Origin of the sequence: Corynebacterium sp. MC3, from assembly GCF_900099485.1 — a bacterium.
Taxonomy (GTDB): Bacteria; Actinomycetota; Actinomycetes; order Mycobacteriales; family Mycobacteriaceae; genus Corynebacterium; species Corynebacterium pseudogenitalium.
In genome coordinates this window covers 256,193-274,613 of sequence record NZ_LT622816.1, presented here as the reverse complement: position 1 = coordinate 274,613, position 18,421 = coordinate 256,193, and the positions used below count along the sequence as shown (strand labels likewise).

18 protein-coding genes are annotated in these 18,421 nt (G+C 54.4%); 10 read left to right on the top strand and 8 right to left on the bottom strand.

Annotation, left to right across the window (positions count from 1 at the left end; genetic code table 11):
- The first annotated feature begins 7 nt into the window (after positions 1–7).
- Complete coding sequence (locus BQ4436_RS10190; protein ID WP_070478958.1) at positions 8–1,204, top strand: HRDC domain-containing protein; 1,197 nt, start codon at positions 8–10, stop codon at positions 1,202–1,204.
- Positions 1,205–1,216: 12 nt separating this feature from the next.
- Here BQ4436_RS10190 and dxs read toward each other — a convergent pair whose 3' ends face one another.
- The 4 genes from dxs to dut all read right to left on the bottom strand — a co-directional run bounded on the left by dxs (position 1,217) and on the right by dut (position 5,898).
- Positions 1,217–3,154 carry a 1-deoxy-D-xylulose-5-phosphate synthase gene (gene dxs, locus BQ4436_RS10185; protein ID WP_070976774.1) on the bottom strand — a complete coding sequence of 646 codons (1,938 nt, stop codon included), beginning with the start codon at positions 3,152–3,154 and terminating at the stop codon, positions 1,217–1,219.
- A 73-nt stretch (positions 3,155–3,227) separates the two neighbouring features.
- Entirely contained in the window at positions 3,228–4,481 is a 1,254-nt protein-coding gene (locus BQ4436_RS11765) for a class I SAM-dependent RNA methyltransferase (protein ID WP_083329540.1), read from the bottom strand.
- Positions 4,481–5,344 (bottom strand): DUF3710 domain-containing protein, encoded by an 864-nt coding sequence (locus tag BQ4436_RS10180; protein WP_070976771.1) that lies wholly within the window; start codon positions 5,342–5,344, stop codon positions 4,481–4,483. The genes BQ4436_RS11765 and BQ4436_RS10180 overlap by 1 nt, the downstream gene beginning before the upstream one ends.
- Before the next feature lie 83 nt (positions 5,345–5,427).
- Positions 5,428–5,898, bottom strand: coding sequence for a dUTP diphosphatase (dut, locus tag BQ4436_RS10175; RefSeq protein ID WP_070362355.1), 471 nt, complete (start codon positions 5,896–5,898; stop codon positions 5,428–5,430).
- Positions 5,899–5,983: 85 nt separating this feature from the next.
- On the opposite strand from dut, the gene BQ4436_RS10170 reads away from it, so the two are divergent.
- On the top strand, positions 5,984–6,490 hold the full coding sequence (locus BQ4436_RS10170) for a DUF3093 domain-containing protein (RefSeq protein ID WP_070362354.1): 507 nt from the start codon (positions 5,984–5,986) through the stop codon (positions 6,488–6,490).
- A gap of 26 nt (positions 6,491–6,516) precedes the next feature.
- Here BQ4436_RS10170 and BQ4436_RS10165 read toward each other — a convergent pair whose 3' ends face one another.
- On the bottom strand, positions 6,517–6,810 hold the full coding sequence (locus BQ4436_RS10165) for a DUF4193 domain-containing protein (protein ID WP_070363501.1): 294 nt from the start codon (positions 6,808–6,810) through the stop codon (positions 6,517–6,519).
- Positions 6,811–7,102: 292 nt separating this feature from the next.
- Here BQ4436_RS10165 and ppgK point away from each other — a divergent pair, with 292 nt between their 5' ends.
- The gene (gene ppgK, locus BQ4436_RS10160) at positions 7,103–7,885 is read left to right on the top strand and encodes a polyphosphate--glucose phosphotransferase (RefSeq protein ID WP_070977177.1); all 783 of its coding nucleotides are present in this window, start codon (positions 7,103–7,105) and stop codon (positions 7,883–7,885) included.
- Between the two features lie 210 nt (positions 7,886–8,095).
- Entirely contained in the window at positions 8,096–9,535 is a 1,440-nt protein-coding gene (locus BQ4436_RS10155; protein WP_070976768.1) for an RNA polymerase sigma factor, read from the top strand.
- 62 nt (positions 9,536–9,597) lie between these two features.
- On the opposite strand, the gene BQ4436_RS10150 is transcribed toward BQ4436_RS10155, so the two are convergent.
- Both BQ4436_RS10150 and BQ4436_RS10145 read right to left on the bottom strand, forming a co-directional pair.
- Positions 9,598–11,310 carry a DEAD/DEAH box helicase gene (locus tag BQ4436_RS10150; RefSeq protein WP_070977174.1) on the bottom strand — a complete coding sequence of 571 codons (1,713 nt, stop codon included), beginning with the start codon at positions 11,308–11,310 and terminating at the stop codon, positions 9,598–9,600.
- Between the two features lie 65 nt (positions 11,311–11,375).
- On the bottom strand, positions 11,376–11,630 hold the full coding sequence (locus tag BQ4436_RS10145) for a DUF3039 domain-containing protein (RefSeq protein ID WP_070363499.1): 255 nt from the start codon (positions 11,628–11,630) through the stop codon (positions 11,376–11,378).
- 51 nt (positions 11,631–11,681) lie between these two features.
- Between BQ4436_RS10145 and BQ4436_RS10140 the strand changes: the two genes are divergently transcribed.
- The 5 genes from BQ4436_RS10140 (at position 11,682) to BQ4436_RS10120 (ending at position 16,067) form a co-directional block, all read left to right on the top strand.
- Positions 11,682–12,158, top strand: a complete 477-nt coding sequence (locus BQ4436_RS10140) for a DUF3099 domain-containing protein (RefSeq protein WP_070478951.1) — start codon at positions 11,682–11,684, stop codon at positions 12,156–12,158.
- Between the two features lie 4 nt (positions 12,159–12,162).
- Positions 12,163–13,716, top strand: a complete 1,554-nt coding sequence (locus BQ4436_RS10135) for a DUF7782 domain-containing protein (RefSeq protein WP_070478949.1) — start codon at positions 12,163–12,165, stop codon at positions 13,714–13,716.
- A gap of 2 nt (positions 13,717–13,718) precedes the next feature.
- Positions 13,719–14,153 (top strand): D-aminoacyl-tRNA deacylase, encoded by a 435-nt coding sequence (dtd, locus tag BQ4436_RS10130; protein ID WP_070976766.1) that lies wholly within the window; start codon positions 13,719–13,721, stop codon positions 14,151–14,153.
- Between the two features lie 92 nt (positions 14,154–14,245).
- A complete protein-coding gene (locus BQ4436_RS10125) occupies positions 14,246–15,241 on the top strand; it encodes a sigma-70 family RNA polymerase sigma factor (protein ID WP_070478945.1) in 996 nt (331 codons plus the stop codon).
- A gap of 139 nt (positions 15,242–15,380) precedes the next feature.
- Positions 15,381–16,067, top strand: coding sequence for a metal-dependent transcriptional regulator (locus BQ4436_RS10120; RefSeq protein ID WP_070362348.1), 687 nt, complete (start codon positions 15,381–15,383; stop codon positions 16,065–16,067).
- Positions 16,068–16,080: 13 nt separating this feature from the next.
- Here BQ4436_RS10120 and BQ4436_RS10115 read toward each other — a convergent pair whose 3' ends face one another.
- Positions 16,081–17,238 carry a DUF4192 domain-containing protein gene (locus BQ4436_RS10115; protein WP_168156179.1) on the bottom strand — a complete coding sequence of 386 codons (1,158 nt, stop codon included), beginning with the start codon at positions 17,236–17,238 and terminating at the stop codon, positions 16,081–16,083.
- Between the two features lie 136 nt (positions 17,239–17,374).
- Between BQ4436_RS10115 and BQ4436_RS10110 the strand changes: the two genes are divergently transcribed.
- Positions 17,375–18,415 carry a PAC2 family protein gene (locus BQ4436_RS10110; protein ID WP_083290923.1) on the top strand — a complete coding sequence of 347 codons (1,041 nt, stop codon included), beginning with the start codon at positions 17,375–17,377 and terminating at the stop codon, positions 18,413–18,415.
- Positions 18,416–18,421: the final 6 nt, after the last annotated feature.

Here is an 18,421-nt window from a genome sequence, read left to right as displayed (position 1 = left end):
TGTACGCATGGAAGTGAATTTGTCCTACACCTTTGTCGATCATCCATCGCAGTTTGCCGAGGTAGCTGATCGATTAGCCGAAGGACTTGGTCCTTTTTGTATCGATACCGAACGAGCCGGCGCGTACCGCTACGATGACCGAGCATTCCTCGTACAGATCTACCGCAAAGACGCGGGAACGTTCCTCATTGCCCCTGAGCACTATCGAGACGAGTTCGAACAGTACTTTGCACCAGTCTGCAATGATCAGGAGTGGGTAATACACGCGGCGAGAGAGGATCTACCGTGTCTCGCGCAATTAGGATTACGCCCGTCCACTATTTTCGATACCGAACTTGCAGCACGATTTGCAGGCTACCCAGCAACCAAACTTGGCGTGTTGGTAAAGGAGTTTTGCCAAGTCTCACTTCCCAAGCAGCACGGCGATGCCGATTGGTCACAGACACCACTGACCGACTCAATGCTCGAGTACGCAGCGCAGGACGTTATTTACCTGCCCCACCTTGAACAGGCCTTAGTACACCTCCTCGATATGCAAGGCAAACTTGAATACGCGAATCAAGAATTTGCTCATTTGGTAGCTACGCGTTCAAACCCGGGGGTAAAGAAACATTCTTGGCTCGATATACCCCAGGTTTCGGACAAATTGTCGGATCTCGAGCTCACTTTGACGAAGTGGCTTTGGGATGCTCGCGATTGTTTTGCCTACGACCAAGACATAGCTCCGGGATTAGTACTTCCGAACAAGATGCTGGTACCACTGGCTCAGTCCCGCCCAACGACCGTTGACGAATTGCTGGCGTTTGACGGTGCAACCCATGCGCTCACCACCTATCCATACTTCTGGCTCGAGACAATCCATGATGCGCTGTTATCCCCATTTGAAACCGCACTGAGGGAACAACTTCGCTTACCTACTAGGAAAAGCATTTGGGAGTGGACAAGGCACAACAAAGTGGCGCTACGTACGCGACAAAACATAAACAATCGGGTCGCCGAAATCGCCGAGACTCTTAAGATCCGCAAAGAGCTGATTTTGACGAACAAGGTCCTCGAACGGACCATATGGACCGCCTTCCACGAACGTCTAGATTGGCCAATGGAATACACCCGTCCCCTGCTCAAGCAGATGGGACTGCGCGAATGGCAAATAGACTTCCTAGCACCTATTTTCGTGGCGGAACAGCCGGAACCTCGCCGCTAGGCAGCGAGTGCCTTATTGATCGCGGTCCTCAAGGCCGCGTACCCACTCGCGAATCTTTTTCGTCGCAGCTGACTCGTCCATACCGAATTCTTCAAAGATCTGTTCCCGGGAAGCGTGCTCTGGGAACACCTGAGGAAATGCAATATGCCGCAGCGGTGTGTCGATTTCAGCGTAGGACAACGCTTCTGCAATTGCTGAACCAACGCCTCCATGCACGATCCCGTCTTCATACACCACGACAAGGTCGGACCCAACCGCAAGCTCGAGAATATCAGGGGAAACAGGCACAACCCAACGAGGATCTACCAGGGTAACTCGAACATTGTCCGATTCCAATCGTTCAGCGACCCGTAGTGCCGAATCCGCAAAAACTCCCACTGCAACAATCAACACATCAACTGTCTGGTCACTTTCATCATCTTGCGCAGTCGATGATGGCTCTCGAAGAATATCGACGCCACCTGGCAGCCGCTTAATAGCTGCTCGGTTCTCGCCGACGTTCCCCTTAGGGAAGCGGACGACAGTTGGCCCGTCCTTAACAGTCAAAGCTTCCCTAAACAGTTCCCTTAGCTGCTGCGGATCGCGAGGCGCCGCGACACGAATATTTGGGACGATCGACGTCAGCGCCATATCCCACACGCCGTTGTGGCTTGCGCCGTCCGTACCAGTGACGCCCGCTCTATCGAGCACTACAGTCAACGGCTGCTTGATAAGTGCTGCGTCCATCAGGAGCTGATCGAAAGCTCGGTTCAAAAATGTGGAGTAGACCGCGACAACGGGGTGCAGTCCCCCGAGAGCAAGCCCGCTGGCAGAGGCAATCGCATGCTGCTCCGCAATACCGACATCAAAAAATCTATCAGGAAATTCCTCTGCGAACGGTACAAGGCCTGTCGGCCCAGCCATAGCGGCCGTGATTGCGACAATGTCACGTCGAGTCCTAGCGGCGTCGAGAAGTTCCTCGGTGAAAATTGATGTCCACCCTGGCTTGGACTTCTTCAGAGTTTCTCCTGTAACAGGGTCAATCGCACCAGTGGAGTGCATTTGGTCGGCGATGTTGTTAACTGCGGGGGCGAAGCCGTGGCCTTTCTCAGTCACAACATGCACAATCAAGGGCCCCTCGTAGGTCTTCGCGTACTCGAAAGCGCTTAGCAACGCCGTGAGGTCGTGACCTTCTACTGGCCCAACGTACTTCATCCCCAGCTCCGGGAACATCTCTGTTGGGATAACCTGGGCCTTCACTCCTTCTTTCAGCGCATGAAGCGCTTCAAACGTCCGTTCTCCGACCCAACCCATCGACTTGAGGGTCTTCTTACCGGATTCCATTACGTCGTCGTAGCCGGGTTTCATGCGCAAAGCTGCGAGCTGATCACGAAGGCGAGTCAGGTTGTTCGCAAAACCACCAATAGTTGGCGAATACGAGCGACCATTGTCATTTACGACTATGACTACGTTGCGTTCTGCGGCTGCAATGTTGTTCAGCGCTTCCCAGCACATCCCACCTGTCAGTGCACCGTCACCGACGACGGCGACAACATTTTCGTCACCCTTGCCCTGAATGTACTTGGCTTTCGCTAAGCCATCTGCAATTGAAAGCGAAGCACTCGCGTGCGATGACTCAGTCCAATCATGTTCCGACTCCGAGCGCGAGGTATAGCCAGAAAGACCGTCTTTCTGACGCAAGGAATCAAACTGACCAGCACGCCCGGTCAGAATTTTATGCACGTACGACTGGTGAGAGGTATCAAAAACGACCGGTTCCGTTGGCGAGTCGAATACGTAATGCAGTGCAATTGTCAACTCGACAACGCCGAGGTTCGGCCCCAGGTGACCTCCCGTTGCTGACACCTTCTCAATTAAAAACTGGCGTACTTCATCAGCGAGATCTGATAATTCCCCAGGCGCCAACGACTTCAAATCCGCTGGCGAATTGAGTTTACCTATCAGTCCCACGGTCCTCTACTTCTCCTTTAGAACAAGCAATAGTTGACGCTAGTTTACACCTTGCGGGGCGCACGCCCCATTCCTAATGAGGACGCAGAGGCTCCAGGCATGCAAGCGTTTCAAAGTGATGCGTTCCTGGAAATGCATCGATGACTTTTATCTCAGTTACGTGATATCCGCATGCTCCCCAACTTGCTAAATCTCTAGCAAATGTTGCCGGATCGCACCCAATGTGAATCACTCGCTGCGGACTCGCCGCTGCGATATCATGAATCACTTTGTCTCCAGCACCAGTTCGAGGAGGGTCGAGCACAACCAGGCCCGCGGGGGGCAAGGATCGAATTCCTGTTTCTACCCGGGAGTTGACTTTGTTGACGTCGAGGCTTGCAAGTGCAGGCTGAGAATGCGCCATCGCGGACTTCGAATAGTCGACGGTTGCAACCGGATCACCACCGAGTGCCGCGGACATGGATGGAACAAAGAGCCCTACTCCGCCATAGAGGTCCCAACCGGAATTGTTCTGATAAGGCCTCCCCGCAAGGGACCACTCACGCACCAGATCTGCATATGCCGACGGTGCACTACGGTGCGCCTGCCAAAACGCAGTCGCCGGAAACTGAAACCTATCGTTTCCGACCATTTCTACGATGTTGCCGGAGCCTTCAACCGTACGGTCTATTCGTTCCACGCGCCGTCCGCGTTGGACTTTGCTCGTTTCAACGACATGCCGGTTCCCGAGAGAATCGATGACGACGACTATCTCAGACCCAGGAGTAAATCGTCGTGCCCCATCGCCAACAATCCCGTCAAACAGTTCCGGCATCGCCTGAGTACAACGCTCGGCGACGACGTCATTGGAACGTGCTTTCCTGAAACCGGCACGCCCCTGCGCATCAGTGCCGAGTCGGATACGCGTCCGCCATCCGGTCGTAGGCGCTAAAGCCTGAACCGAAATGGCGGTGAGATCAATGCCATCAAGCACACCAGATGGACGTGCCATTTTTTCAAGCTGTCCAACAAGTACCTCTGTTTTGGCGGCCCGCTGCAGAGATTCACTCATATGCGCAAAGTCGCAGCAGCCCGCACCTGCCGCAGCAGCAGGACATCCTACCTTCACTCGATCTGGTGAAGTTTGTTGTATCTCGAGCAGTTCACCGCGAGCCCACCGCTTTTTCACTTTCAGCAGTTTGACGGTCGCTGTTTCTCCAGTTAGAGCGCCTTGCACGAAGACAACTCGTCCGTCATTGGCAAGGGCAATAGCCTCACCGCCGTGAGCAAAGGCGTGGAATGTGACTTGAATGCTGTCGCCTGGTGTCAGCGATGGTTGGGCACTCATTAATTATTCTTATTCGCTTCGTTGTTTTGTGCGATGATCTGTTTCAGCGCGTCACTCAGGGCGTTCGGGTTTCCAGCCTGTGGGCTCTGCTGCTGCGACTCCTGCGCAGCCCGCTCCTGTACAGCCTGCTGCACCTGCCGAGCCAACTGCGCAGGCAGGACGACTGGCAAAGAGTTACCCGCCAAAATTGGGTCCGGACCGCGGTAAACAAAGCTGCGTGCTACGACTTCCCGCCCGAGCTCAGCAAGCTGTTCTTCCATTCCCGCCGGAGCGGCCAACGTGACACGGTACAGCCATCGAGGCGCCTCAACACCGATGATGCGGATCACGCCGTTAGCGCCAGTACCAACGATTTCGGTTCCCCAGGGGCCCTCTTCAAACTCGACAGGCATGTCCTCGTTCTTCATGCCCTCGGCAATTTCTTCTGCCGATTCGGCCCATAGGCCGCCGTTACGCGGTGCAGCGAAAGCAACCGGAGTGATGCGACCGTACCTGGTGACGATGTGCACCATCTTCGGGCCGTTCGCGCCCATTTCAACCTGCACCTGCGAATCCTTTGGCAGCGGAATCTGCATTGATCCGAGGTTGAGATTCACCTGGGAGAAGTCAGAAAAATCGAAGTCCTCAATGTCGACATTATCGCCGTCGAACGGACCGGTAGAGCCACTGATCGGATCGTAATCGGCAAGAGTACCAGTGGCTGATGGAGTCTGGGATGGATCAGTATCCGCTGCAACCCGCGTGGCCTGAGACTCCGGTGCTGCGACCTCTAGATCGTCGTTGGTCTCTGCCTCCGTCTGAGCTGGGGCAGCGTCTTCCTTCTGCTGGTCTTTCTTTTTTTTGCCAAATGGCCACCATGCCATGGGTGATCACCTTTCGAGTGAAGTTGTGTATTTCAAAAAGTTTCTTCGGGTGAGAATTACTCTAGTACGGGCCCAATGTGGCCTCAGGCGAGCCCCGTTGATCCGTATCCTTGGGCACCACGCTGGGTATCGTCAAGCTCGGAAACTTCGACGAAGTCAACCAACTCGACTTTTTGCACCACTAGTTGAGCAATCCGCATTCCTCGTTCAACTGTAAACGAACATTCACGGTCGGTATTAAGAAGGCAAATCTTCAACTCCCCTCGATACTGGGCATCAATGGTGCCTGGCGTGTTCACAATAGAAATCCCGTGTTTGGCAGCGAGTCCCGAACGAGGATGAATGAGCCCGACAGTTCCCATGGGCAACGCGACAGCAATTCCGGTGCCGATGAGCGCCCGTTCGCCGGGAGCCAATGTCCGTGTTTCCGAGGAGTAAAGGTCCGCCCCGGCGTCACCTTCATGCGCTCGTTTAGGAAGCGGCATGTCTGGATCAAGACGTTTTACTGAAATTGGTTCAAGAGAGGTCACTTCATACACCTTACGGGATTCCATTGCGTGTGCATTCTTAAGATAATTTCGCCTAGTGTTATTGGGTAACGTATTCGGGAGTACATCGAATTGACGAGTTGATGAGGGTATGAATAGCAACCAAAACGCACCGGCATCCAGTGGTTCCAAAGTCTTATATACGGAGCGTCAATGGGTGCCTTGGTACTGGTGGATCATCGGTGCAGCATTAACGCTGCTCATCGGGGCACAACTTACGCTCAACCGCAATATTTGGTGGTTTATTATCCCCGTGCTCGTTATCGGAAGTTTAGTTTTTTGGTTCTTGACATGGCTTTCGAAAACTACAATTGCGGTCGAGCAAGACAGCGACGGCACTCGTTGGCTCGTCGTTGACGACGCCAACTTACCCAACACCGTTGTCAGCAGATCTATGGTTGTCCCTGCATCAGCGAAGCGAAATGCTCTCGGACGACAATTAGACCCAGCTGCTTTCTTGGTATCGCATGGTTGGGTGAAAGAACATATTCTGCTTGTCTTGGACGATCCTCAGGACCCAACCCCCTACTGGCTAATTGCTGCGAAAGAACCGGAGAAAATCCTCGGAATGTTTTTGCCTGAGCAGCGGACCGCCTAGGGATCGCGCGACTGCGTTGCTCGCTACTACTCGCAGTCGAGGCAAATCTTCTGGCCGTCTTCGGTTTCGTAAGCCAGCCGATTCTTTTTCTGAACCAAATAGCAAGACGCACAAGTGAATTCGTTATCTTGGCGAGGCTTTACCTCAACGTTCAGTTCCTCACCAGACAGATCTTGAAGTGGCGGTTCAAACGGTTCAACGATTTCACCGTCATCATCCATGCTGCTGCCCGCAACCTCCGCAGCCTTCAAGCCCTCGAGGGAGTCAGTCTCAAGCTCGTCTTCTGCGCGCTTACGCGGTGCATCGTAATCGGTCGCCATGGTGGTGGTGCCTCCAGGAGTAGTCAAGTTCAGCAATGCCTAGGCCCGTTGAGGAGATACGCTTCCTATAGATGAGCCTCAGCCTTTTTATTGGTTTGGAGCCGAATAATAAAGCACACAAAGCTATATGTCATATTACAAGGTCAGCAGGCCAATACCCACGGGTTCCCTACACATCAAAGGCTTTATAGCTAATTAAAGTACAGCGACGTCAACCCGCTCGTTCTAGGTACCGCGCTCCTAAATATTTTCCTACATGCGCAATGAGCACACCTTTTGTATGCTCAATGTTATGACTACAACAAGTGGAATTGATGGTGCCCAAGAGCACTATGGTATGGGCGTCGATGTCGGCGGTTCTGGAATCAAGGGCGCCATCGTCAACCTCAAAACCGGAGAATTCGTCGGCGACAGGATCAAGATCGCAACTCCTCAGCCAGCTACACCTGAAGCTGTTGCATCAACAGTCGCAGAGATCGTCCGTCTCCACGAATGGGACGGCCCTGTGGGAGTAACACTGCCGTCGGTGATTCAGCATCAGATCGCAAAGAGCGCAGCCAACATCGACCCGTCGTGGATCGACACCGATGTGCATGAGCTCTTTGAGCAGCATCTCCCTGAGCGCTCTGTCACTGTATTAAACGACGCAGACGCCGCGGGACTTGCTGAAGTTGCCTTTGGCAATGAACGAGCCCGAACCGGTTCTGTCATATTCCTCACGTTTGGCACTGGTATTGGATCAGCGTTCCTGGTTAATGGGCACCTCTTCCCTAACACAGAAATTGGCCATTTAATCGTCAATAAAAAGGAAGCAGAGCACGTCGCCTCCTCAGCTGTAAAGCAGAGGGAAGACCTGAGCTTCAAGAAGTGGGCGAAGCGAGTTGATAAGGTGCTGCACGAATACGCGCGACTGTTTAATCCAGAGTGTTTCGTCGTCGGTGGTGGCATCTCGCGGAAATCTGACAAATGGGTCCCTCTATTGACTGTCGACACTCCTGTCGTCGTGGCCACTCTTCGCAACCGAGCAGGCATTGTCGGAGCAGCGATGGCGGCCAATGAGCACCTCGCACCGTAACTAGCGAGACTCGGCGTCTAACACAAAGCAGCTTGACAATGCTGTTAAGATAGGCGTTCTGAAAAATCAGCACAGTTTGCGTACGCTAGGAAGGCAGACCGGCGTTTGCTGGTCTGCTTTCACCAGAGTGACTTCCTTTCCATCCATTGTTGGAGGAAGTCTCGGTGTCCGCAAAAGCATCAATCAGTTCACAAAGGCGAAAGGGCGTACGTGGTAGCCAGCGAAGCTTCAGGCAAAAACTCCGTCAACGATGCGGCAGAGAGCACTTCCGGCGGCGTAACCGACGGCACAACGACCGCCAAGAAAGCCACCAAAAAAGCAGCCAAGAAAACCGCCAAAAAGGCTGCCCAAAAGACCGCCAAGAAGACTGCGAAGAAAACAGCACGCAAAACCGCGAAAAAGGCGTCAAAGGTAGCTAAGAAAGCGAAGAAGACAGTAAAGAAAACCGCCGCAAAGAAGGCTGCTTCACCCGCAACTGATGAGGTCACCAGCGACGACTCCGCGCTGGAAGAAACGGACGAATCGCTCGACGATTCTGACCAGGAGCAGGACTTCGACCCGCTAACGGCTGAAGAAGATGACGAAGAATTCGACGAGCATCTTGGTGATGACGACGAGGAAAAAGAAGACAAGGAAGACGACGGATCTTCTGTCTGGGATATCGAAGAATCTGCTGCACTTCGCCAAGCCCGCAAGGACGCTCAGCTCACCGCATCCGCGGACTCTGTCCGTGCGTATTTGAAGCAAATCGGTAAGGTTGCTCTGCTCGATGCTGAGCAGGAGGTTTCTCTCGCGAAGCGCATTGAAGCTGGCCTCTACGCGCAACACCGACTCGACGAGATGGCCCGTGCAGCTGAGGAGGGAGACAAGGAAGCACGCCTTACCCCTGCGGTTAAGCGCGACTTCCGCGCCGTCGCCCGAGACGGTCGCAAGGCGAAGAACCATCTGCTCGAAGCTAACCTTCGACTCGTGGTTTCGCTGGCAAAGCGCTACACCGGTCGCGGTATGGCCTTCTTGGACCTCATCCAGGAGGGCAACCTCGGTCTCATCCGTGCAGTTGAAAAGTTCGACTATTCCAAGGGCTACAAGTTCTCCACCTATGCAACGTGGTGGATCCGCCAGGCAATTACACGTGCCATGGCAGACCAAGCTCGAACCATTCGCATCCCGGTACACATGGTCGAGGTCATCAACAAGCTTGGCCGTATCCAGCGTGAGCTTCTACAAGATCTTGGACGCGAACCTACACCGCTTGAACTCGCAAAAGAGATGGACATCACCGAAGAGAAGGTGTTGGAGATCCAGCAGTACGCCCGTGAGCCGATCTCATTGGATCAGACGATCGGCGATGAAGGCGACAGCCAACTCGGTGATTTCATCGAAGACTCCGAAGCCGTTGTGGCAGTCGACGCTGTTTCCTTTACGCTTCTTCAGGACCAACTTCAGGATGTCCTCCACACACTTTCCGAGCGTGAGGCCGGCGTAGTGCGGCTCCGCTTCGGCCTGACCGATGGCATGCCTCGCACGCTAGATGAAATCGGCCAGGTGTACGGTGTGACACGCGAACGCATCCGGCAGATCGAGTCCAAGACGATGTCGAAGCTTCGCCACCCGTCGCGTTCACAGGTGCTGCGCGATTACCTCGATTAAATGCGTTTCTACGTAGTAAGCAATAACCGGTAGGAGGTCCACTCTCCTACCGGTTTCGTGTATTACCAATCTCGTAAGTACGCAATACGCGCCCGCAGCTGTTCCGCATTGCACAGCGCGGTCGGTGGACCACCACACGCTTTACGCGCTTCCGTATGGATCGCACCATGCGGGCGACCCGTCTTTCCAGCGACGATTGAAACACGAGCGTTGAGTTCCTTTCTCAACTGGGGAATCTCATCAGCCGCCACTGATGCCTCCTCCCTGCTACCCGGCACGGAGGTTTGCTTGGACGGCTGAGTGGGAGCCAAGTGCTCTCCTAGTACTTCAGCACGCTCGCGTGCTTGGCGCTCGGCAGCCTTTCGCGCTTTTTCTTCTGCTTCTCGGGCATCTAGTTGGTCGCTTTGGCGTTTGCGGAGCAGAGTCTTGACCTGTTCTTCGTCAAGCAGCCCTGGAAGGCCTAGGAAGTCTTGTTCCTCTGCGGATCCTGCGACGGTGGGTGTGCCGTAGGTGGAGCCGTCGAAAATTAAAGAGTCTAGCTCGGCTGATGCGCCGATGGCTTCGTACGAAGGGTTGTCGTCTGGTTCGTTTTGAACTTGGTTTGCTTGGGCTAGTAGTTCGTCGGACCACCCTGGTTCTCGGTGTGGTTTGCCCAAAACGTGGTCGCGTGACACCTCCATTTCTTCCGCGAGGCGGAGCAGAACCGGGACCGACGGGAGAAAAACGGAGGCGGATTCGCCTGGCATGCGTGAGCGCACGAATCGTCCGATTGCCTGCGCGAAAAACAGTGGTGTCGATGCTGATGTTGCATATACGCCGACAGCGAGGCGAGGAACGTCGACTCCCTCAGAGACCATTCTGACTGCGACCATCCATTCGTCGGTGGACTCGGAGAATTCGTCGATGCGGTCGGATGCCCCGGCTTCGTCTGAGAGCACGACCGTGACGGGCGTGCTCGAAATGCTGGAGAGGATCTTGGCGTAGGCGCGTGCTGTCGTCTTGTTCGTAGCGATGACGAGGCCTCCGGCATCCGGCATATTCGTACGAAGTTTTTTCAGCCGTGTATGTGCCGCCTGGAGGACTGCCTTGATCCAGTCCCCTTTCGGATCTAGGGCAGTTTTCCAGGCACGCGCGGTCTGCTCGGCATTCAGTGGCTCACCAAGCCTTGCGGAATACTCTTCCCCGGCGGAGTCTTTCCACTGTGCCTCGCCGGAATATGCCAGGAATACAACTGGGCGGACGACGCCATCGGCCAAGGCGTGGGAGTACCCATAGGTGTAGTCCGCTTGTGAAACGAGGTGCCCATCGCCGTTTTCGACGTATCGGACGAACGGAATCTGGGAATCATCAGAGCGAAACGGCGTACCTGTCAACGCTAAGCGGTGTTCGACATCGTTGTAAGCCTCGTAGACTCCATCCCCCCAACTTTTGGCGTCACCAGCATGGTGAATCTCATCAAGAATCACCAAACTGCGCTTCGCAGTGGCCACCGCATGATGCTTGAACGGGTGCATACCGATTTGCGCATACGTCACGACAATGCCGTCATAGGCAGGGTTTACCGCAGATGAGTTTGTGAAGTTTGGGTCTAGCGAAAGGCCGAACCTCGCTGCTGATTGGGACCACTGGTGTTTTAGGTGTTCTGTTGGTACGACGACGATGATGCGCTGCACTGCCTTCGATGCGTGCAGTTTGCTGGCTAGTGTCAGTGCAAACGTCGTCTTACCCGCACCAGGAGTTGCTACAGCGAGAAAGTCTCGAGGTTTGGTGCGCATAAACGAATCGAGGGCCTCTTGCTGCCATGCGCGCAGCTGAGGCCCGGCCGACGTACCTGGAGCCGTCACTTCCGACGCAACCCCTTATAGATGCGTTCGCAGTCAGGACATACTGGCGACCCAGGCTTCGCCTGCTTCTTCACCGGAAATGTCTTGCCACAGAGTGCGACTACGACTTTTCCAGAAATCGCAGAATCGAAAATCTGATCCTTCTTCACATAGTGGAAAAACTTGGGGGTTCCATCATCATTTGTTGACGATGTGTCTTCCCGAAGGTCTGTGCGCTCAAGAGTCTTCGTCGTCGTATTCACGACTCCCATCATGCCCCACTTTGGCAAAGTTTTTAAGCCGAGGCGCTAACCTGTGTATTTATGAATGAGAGAGAGGGCGAGGCACAAGAGTACGTCTCGATTGATGCGGAAGTCGAAGTCCACGACGATAAGCATTTCCTTTTTCGTCATTTCCGCTCAAAACGACACCGTGCACTCATTACGGATGCGAAGCAGACGCCGGAGCAAAACCTGCAGAGCCGAGAGGCTCAATACCTTTGGTTGCAGGCACTTCGGATCCCTTTCATTTTGCTTTCGATCGCATCTGCGTGGTGGCTCGGTAACTGGTGGATTGCGACGTTGCTCTTTATTGTTTCCGTACCGCTCCCCTGGGTCGCAGTGATGTTGGGCAACGCGAAAGGAGAGTCGCGTGATCCGCGTGAAAAGAATGTCTACAAGCCTGCGCTGAGTCGTGCCTATGCCGCGTTGGAGGAGCAGTCGAGGCAACAACTATCCTCGAACCAGGCTTCAACAGATACGACGCCGACCGTTATCGATCACGAATCCCAATCGGAGTAGCAGCATGACAGATTTATCATCTACGGCATTTGGATTACACCCTGGACTTGCGCGGGAGCTCGGTGAACGATTGCGCGCGCTCCCCTACACCACATCTTCGATTGGAAGTTATCTTGGACCAAATGCATACCAGGCTCTCTACCGGGGCGAGGTGGGATCCGTCCTGCGTCGCTGCCATTCAGAAGACGTTATCGGATCGGCCATATCCACTTTGTTGTTGCGGCGCCCGACTTCCAAAAACGAGCTCGAGGCGTTATTTGGCTCGTCACTTGCTGAGAAACTCATCAGTGCAGGTGTTTTTCACCAGACCAAAGAGCAACGCTACGAGGTTGCTTACGACATCCGGCCTCATTTGTTGTCTCAACAGCATCACTTCATAGTTGCAGATCTCGACGCCTCTACGTCTGCAATCGTTCCCGGCAAAGATCACGTACTTGGAGTCGGAGCGGCGTCGAAATCCCTGTTGCACGCGATCCCGCAGTCACCGACTGGAACGGTTTTGGACCTTGGAACCGGTTCAGGGGTGCTGTCGGTAGCACAATCTGGCCTTGCCGATCAGATCGTCGGTACTGACATTCATCATCGAGCGATCGAGTTGGCTCAGGCCACGCTCGAGATGAATGGCATCACTAACGTTCAGCTCCGCGAAGGATCTTGGTTTGAGCCTGTCGCGGGCGAGCAGTTTGACAGGATCGTTGCCAACCCGCCGTTTGTAGTCGGCATTCCGGAGGTAGGGCATGTTTACCGCGACTCCGGCATGCCACTGGATGAAGCAAGTCACCTCGTGGCAGAGCACGCACCTGAATATCTCGCAGAAGGTGGGATGCTGTGCATGCTGGGCTCATGGGCCCATATTGATGGTGAGGCGTGGCAGTCGCGAGTTGCGAGTTGGGTCCCTTCGCAGGGAGTCAGCGCATGGGTGCTTCAACGAGAAGTGGTTGACCCCGAGACCTACGTCGCCACGTGGCTGAAAGATGAATCAGTCGACCTCAGGACTGAAAGCGGCATAGCCCGCACACAACAGTGGCTCGATTACTTCCAAGCCGCGGGTGTTCACGCTATTGGTTTCGGTTGGATTTTCATGCAACACATCGGCGACCAGCCCTCCGAGATTACTGCGGAAGAATTATCACACCCGTTCACGGACCCGCTTGGGCCTGAGGTCGAAGAATACTATCTGCGGCAGGCGTGGCTACGGCAAAAATCCGTCCAGGAACTCTTAGATAGTTCGTTCCTGGTCCGGCCCACAGTCGCGATCGAAGACATCGCTGTGCCAAATACTGAAGAGGGGCTGGGTTTCACGCGCGAAGAGCTGCGCATTACTCGAATGGATGGCCCACGATTCTCTCATTCATTGGATGAGGCGTTGAAAACCGTCCTTGCAGGATTGCATCCCGCCGGCTTGCCACTGCGTGACGTGGTGGGCATCCTAGCAGCATCTCGAGGTGTCGACGACCAGCAGGCCCTTGAAGAATTGGAAAACCAAACGGTTGCAGCTGTTGTGGATCTTATCCGCCACGGCATCGTGCTGCCGGCGGAAATTGCAGAGGTGGAGTAGGAATGAAGGCTGTATTGACAAGAGTTACGAACGCGAGCGTCACCGTCGACGGTGAAGTCGTCGGAGCAATCGACTGCGAGGCGACTGGTGGAATTCTGGCCCTTGTCGGAGCAGGACGTAAGGATAGCGACGACGCTTGGGAAACGGTTGCTCGCAAAATCGCGGAACTGCGAATCCTGGAGGGCGAAAAGTCTGTAGTGGACGCACAAGCCCCTGTTTTGCTTGTGAGTCAGTTCACGTTGATGGGTCGCACGGCAAAAGGACGGAGGCCATCATGGAGTGACGCAGCCCCCGCAGATGAAGCAGCACCCATCATTGAAAAAATCGCAGCCTACCTCCGGGACCGGGGCATCACGGTCGCTGAAGGAAAGTTTGGTGCCCATATGAAGGTGCAGAGCATCAACGACGGCCCATTCACGGTGATTGTCGAGGCCTAGCACTCTTTTGATCATTGGGAACAAAAATGTGTCCAAGATCGTTGAGGGTGTAGAAGATTACCTGTTCCACTCGTCCAAGGAGGCAGTGCTCAATGACGTCGAAGAGTCAGACCTTAACAGCGGACAACGAAGAAAAAGTTGACCGCGGTAGTCGTCGCAATCAAACGAACGACAATCCATCGGCTGACCTTGTTCGCGTGTATCTCAATGGCATTGGCAAGACTGCCCTGCTCGATGCAGAAGAAGAGGTCGAACTAGCCCAGCAGATCGAAGTTGGACTCTATGCCCAGCAGCTTCTTGATGATCCAGACTGCAAGCTCACCCGAGCCCAGAAACGTGACTATAAAATTCTGGCGAAGCAAGGACGGAAAGCTCGCGCCCACCTCCTCGAGGCAAATCTTCGTCTGGTTGTGTCGTTGGCAAAGCGCTACACAGGACGCGGGATGCCACTGCTCGATCTGATCCAAGAGGGCAACCTCGGACTGATCCGCGCGATGGAGAAATTTGACTATGCCAAGGGCTTTAAATTCTCAACGTACGCGACGTGGTGGATTCGCCAGGCCATTACTCGCGGCATGGCAGACCAGTCTCGTACTATCCGTCTCCCTGTGCATCTTGTAGAACAAGTCAATAAACTCTCCCGAATTCGCCGCGAGATGTACCAGTCGTTTGGCCGCGAACCAACGAATGAGGAGTTGGCAGAGGAGTCTGGCATCGAAGAGGACAAGATTGAGCTCCTCCTGCGTCAATCCCGAGACCCCGTGAGTCTTGACATGCCGGTCGGAGCGGATGAAGAGGCCCCCCTGGGGGACTTCATTGAAGATGCAGAAGCTACAGACGCCGAAGACGCGGTGGTATCCGTGCTCCGTCACGATGACATCCAAGATGTCATCAACGGTTTGGAGCAGCGCGAGCAGGACGTCATCCGTATGCGCTATGGGCTGACCGACGGTGTTCCCCGCACATTGGACCAGATTGGGCGTAAATTCGGCTTGTCTCGTGAGCGCGTTCGCCAAATCGAACGAGAGGTCATGGCGAAGCTTCGCGTAGGTGACCGGGCAGAGCGCCTTAGGGATTACGCAATGTAACAACCGCGACGAAGCGTTCCGCAACTAATAGTTTTTTGGGTTACCATAGCAATCGTTAATAGGCGTCGATTCTTGGACTGCGTTGAATGTTGATGCAGCCTCAACGCTTCAGAGCGACTTTTAGGCAAGGGAGTTCCACGTGCGTGATCTCGTAGACACAACAGAAATGTATTTACGTACAGTTTACGAACTTGAGGAGGAAGGCATTGTGCCGCTCCGCGCACGAATCGCAGAGCGGCTCGAGCAGTCTGGCCCGACAGTTTCCCAGACCGTCGCCCGCATGGAGCGCGACGGCCTGATTGTTGTTGAAACAGATCGCTCGCTCTCCCTTACCGACGAGGGACGCGCCCGTGCGACTGCGGTGATGCGTAAGCACCGCCTCGCAGAGTGCCTTCTCACCAGCATCCTCAAGTTGGATATTGAACAAGTGCACGACGAAGCATGTCGCTGGGAACACGTGATGAGTGAAGCCGTGGAAAAGCGCGTATACGAGGTACTCAACCACCCTCAGGTATCTCCGTTTGGCAACCCCATCCCTGCGTTGGATGAAATTGGCGGTTCAAATGTTGCTAAGCCTGAGCTTGGCACTCGCGCAACAGACTTAGATCTCTCCGAGGGCCGCGAAGCTGTAGTGGTCCAAATCAGTGAGATTCTGCAGCTCGAAGCAGAGCGCTTGCCGGAGCTGGCAGGCCTAGGCGATATCGTCGGCCAAAAAGTCATAGTGAGCCTTCCGGATGATGGGGGGCTACAGCTATCACTTCCTGGCCAAAAAGATTTCGTCATTCCTGATGACCTCGCGCATGCCGTGCGCATTGAGCTTCAGTAGAGCCGATCTGCTGTTAGGAACCTGCAAGCATCTCTAGCTCCATCCAGACTGCTTCCCCGCCTTCTTCAACTGCGTGCAGGAGACCCTCATATTGACCGATCGCGAGTAACTGCAGGAGCACGTCGCTTAATGAGTGGTCCGGCATTTCTTGCAGCGCGCACTGTAGTGCGACCCCTGCCCAAGACCCGATCTCGCACCGCACAGCGATCACAGCCCACAACGCTAACGCGTTTGCCCGCACTGTCCCCACAGCATGGCGCGACAAGAATAGTAGTGGAGCAGCAAGTCGCTTTGGGTTCTGCATAATCGTGGGGATAAGTGTATCCCGCAGTAGAGCATGGGTGAGCAGAGCCGTCAAGCCTTCGAGCGCGATTCTCATTTCATTCGAGATTTCGCCGATTGGATTAGCATCGCGCTGGCCGATGAGGCAAGTCTCGGGCAAGCAAAGCAGAACCTCGATAATGCTTTCAATTTCTTCTTTCGCCAGTTTTGCCGGGTGTTCCTCCTCCCCAGCGTGGCTACCGCCCCACAAGTCTTTCAGTAGCTGCAACCCGTCTTTGCGTGTCTGTGCCTGGATTTGTTGCGCCAGTTGGACGGACTCCGAATCGACCGGCTCAAAATAGCTAAACGTGTCTTGTCTATCGAGTTCTGGGAGTATCCCCTGCTCAACGTATGGGCGCATCGATGGAGAGGAAATCACTGACGATACACAGCCACCAATGAGGGAGGACGCGCGATCGCATTCTTCGGCCGCATTCAATGGCGGTCCAAAAAGCAATGTATATGGGGTACCCTGCGCAATTTCGGAAACATGCCAGCACAGGTCGACTTTGAAACCGGTTTCTTCTTCGAGGAACTGCAAGCGATCAACTGCGTCTTTGACGAGCTCTGAGTTCGGAATACGGCTCACAATGACTGCAAGGTACGCGATGACGTCATCCCCCAGTAGGTATTGCGTCACGTCGGTCTTGAGGCTTTCTATGAATGCTTCAAGGCGCGTGAGGTCAACGCGAACTACAGGTCCAAGTTGAAGCCCACGTGTTCCTTCGCTGTCCGGAATGATGCCGAGCACCACGACCGATTCTTGAGGATAAAACCCTAGAACCCCGGGCAGGGCTGCGATGATATCTGATGGTCCAAAAAGTGATGAATTAGCTGCATTTATTTTCATACAGTTTAGACGTAGCCAACACAGCATCGGTTCCCGCTTTGCTAGAATTCCTTATTTTCAGCAGGAATGTTTCTTCACCCCAGACGTTGTGGGTAAGTACAAAGTTAGATCCTTTCAAATTATCCTAGGAGCGGTCATGCCAACGAATAATCGCATGTATGAACTTGAGTACCCGTCTCCCTCGAGTCTTGGCGAATCTCCTGAGGGGCCAACGCTCGTCGTTGCGTTACAGGGTTACGCAGATGCGGGCCATGCGGTTGAAGGGGTATCGAATCATCTCAACGCGGCGTTGGAAACCCGCACTTTAGCCACCTTCAATAACGATGAACTCATTGACTACCGCTCTCGCAGGCCTGCTGTAACCCTGGCGAATCACACGGTGGCCGACGTCGAAGAGATCGGCATTGAGCTGCGTGTTGTCCGCGACACAAAGGATATGCCGTTTCTGCTGCTGAGCGGGCCAGAGCCTGATCTGCGTTGGGAGGCATTTAGCAAGTCTGTGGCTGACCTTGCAGTGCAGTTTGGAGTTCAGCAAACGCTGTGCCTCTACGCTGCCCCTGTTGCCGCTCCCCATACCCGCCCAGTAGTGGTTTCCACACACGGAAATGATGAGAGCTTGGTGAAAGACAAGTATCTCTTCGACGGAATTATTACTGTGCCCGGGGCTGCCTCCATCATGATCGAGCGAGAGCTAGATAAGCGAGGCGAAAAGGTCGCTGGTTTTACTGCGCATGTACCTCATTACATTGCAAACTCTCCTTACCCGATGGCGGCGTTCCAGCTCATGCAGGCGCTCGAGGATACAGCAAATCTTCAGTTGCCACTCCGCGCGCTCGAGCAAGAGATAACAAGTGTTCAGCGTCAATTAGCAGAGCAAACGGCTGCGTCAAAGGAGATCGCGCAAGTCGTCTCGGCTCTCGAACAGCATTACGACCGTGAAGTTGAGGAGTACCGCAGGAACAATCCCAACGCAAAGATGCCCGGTGAGGCACAGGTTCCTTCCGGCGATGAGATCAGCGAAGCCTTCGAGAACTATCTCACGGCGATCGAGGACCAGCAGAGTCGTCCGCTTGTCGACGGACAACGGGGACTGCCTTTTGGCGATGATCTCAGTCAGGCTTTGCAGGATTTTTACTATATTGACCCAGCTCAGCCAACCGATGAGGAAGACGAGTAGCGGCTT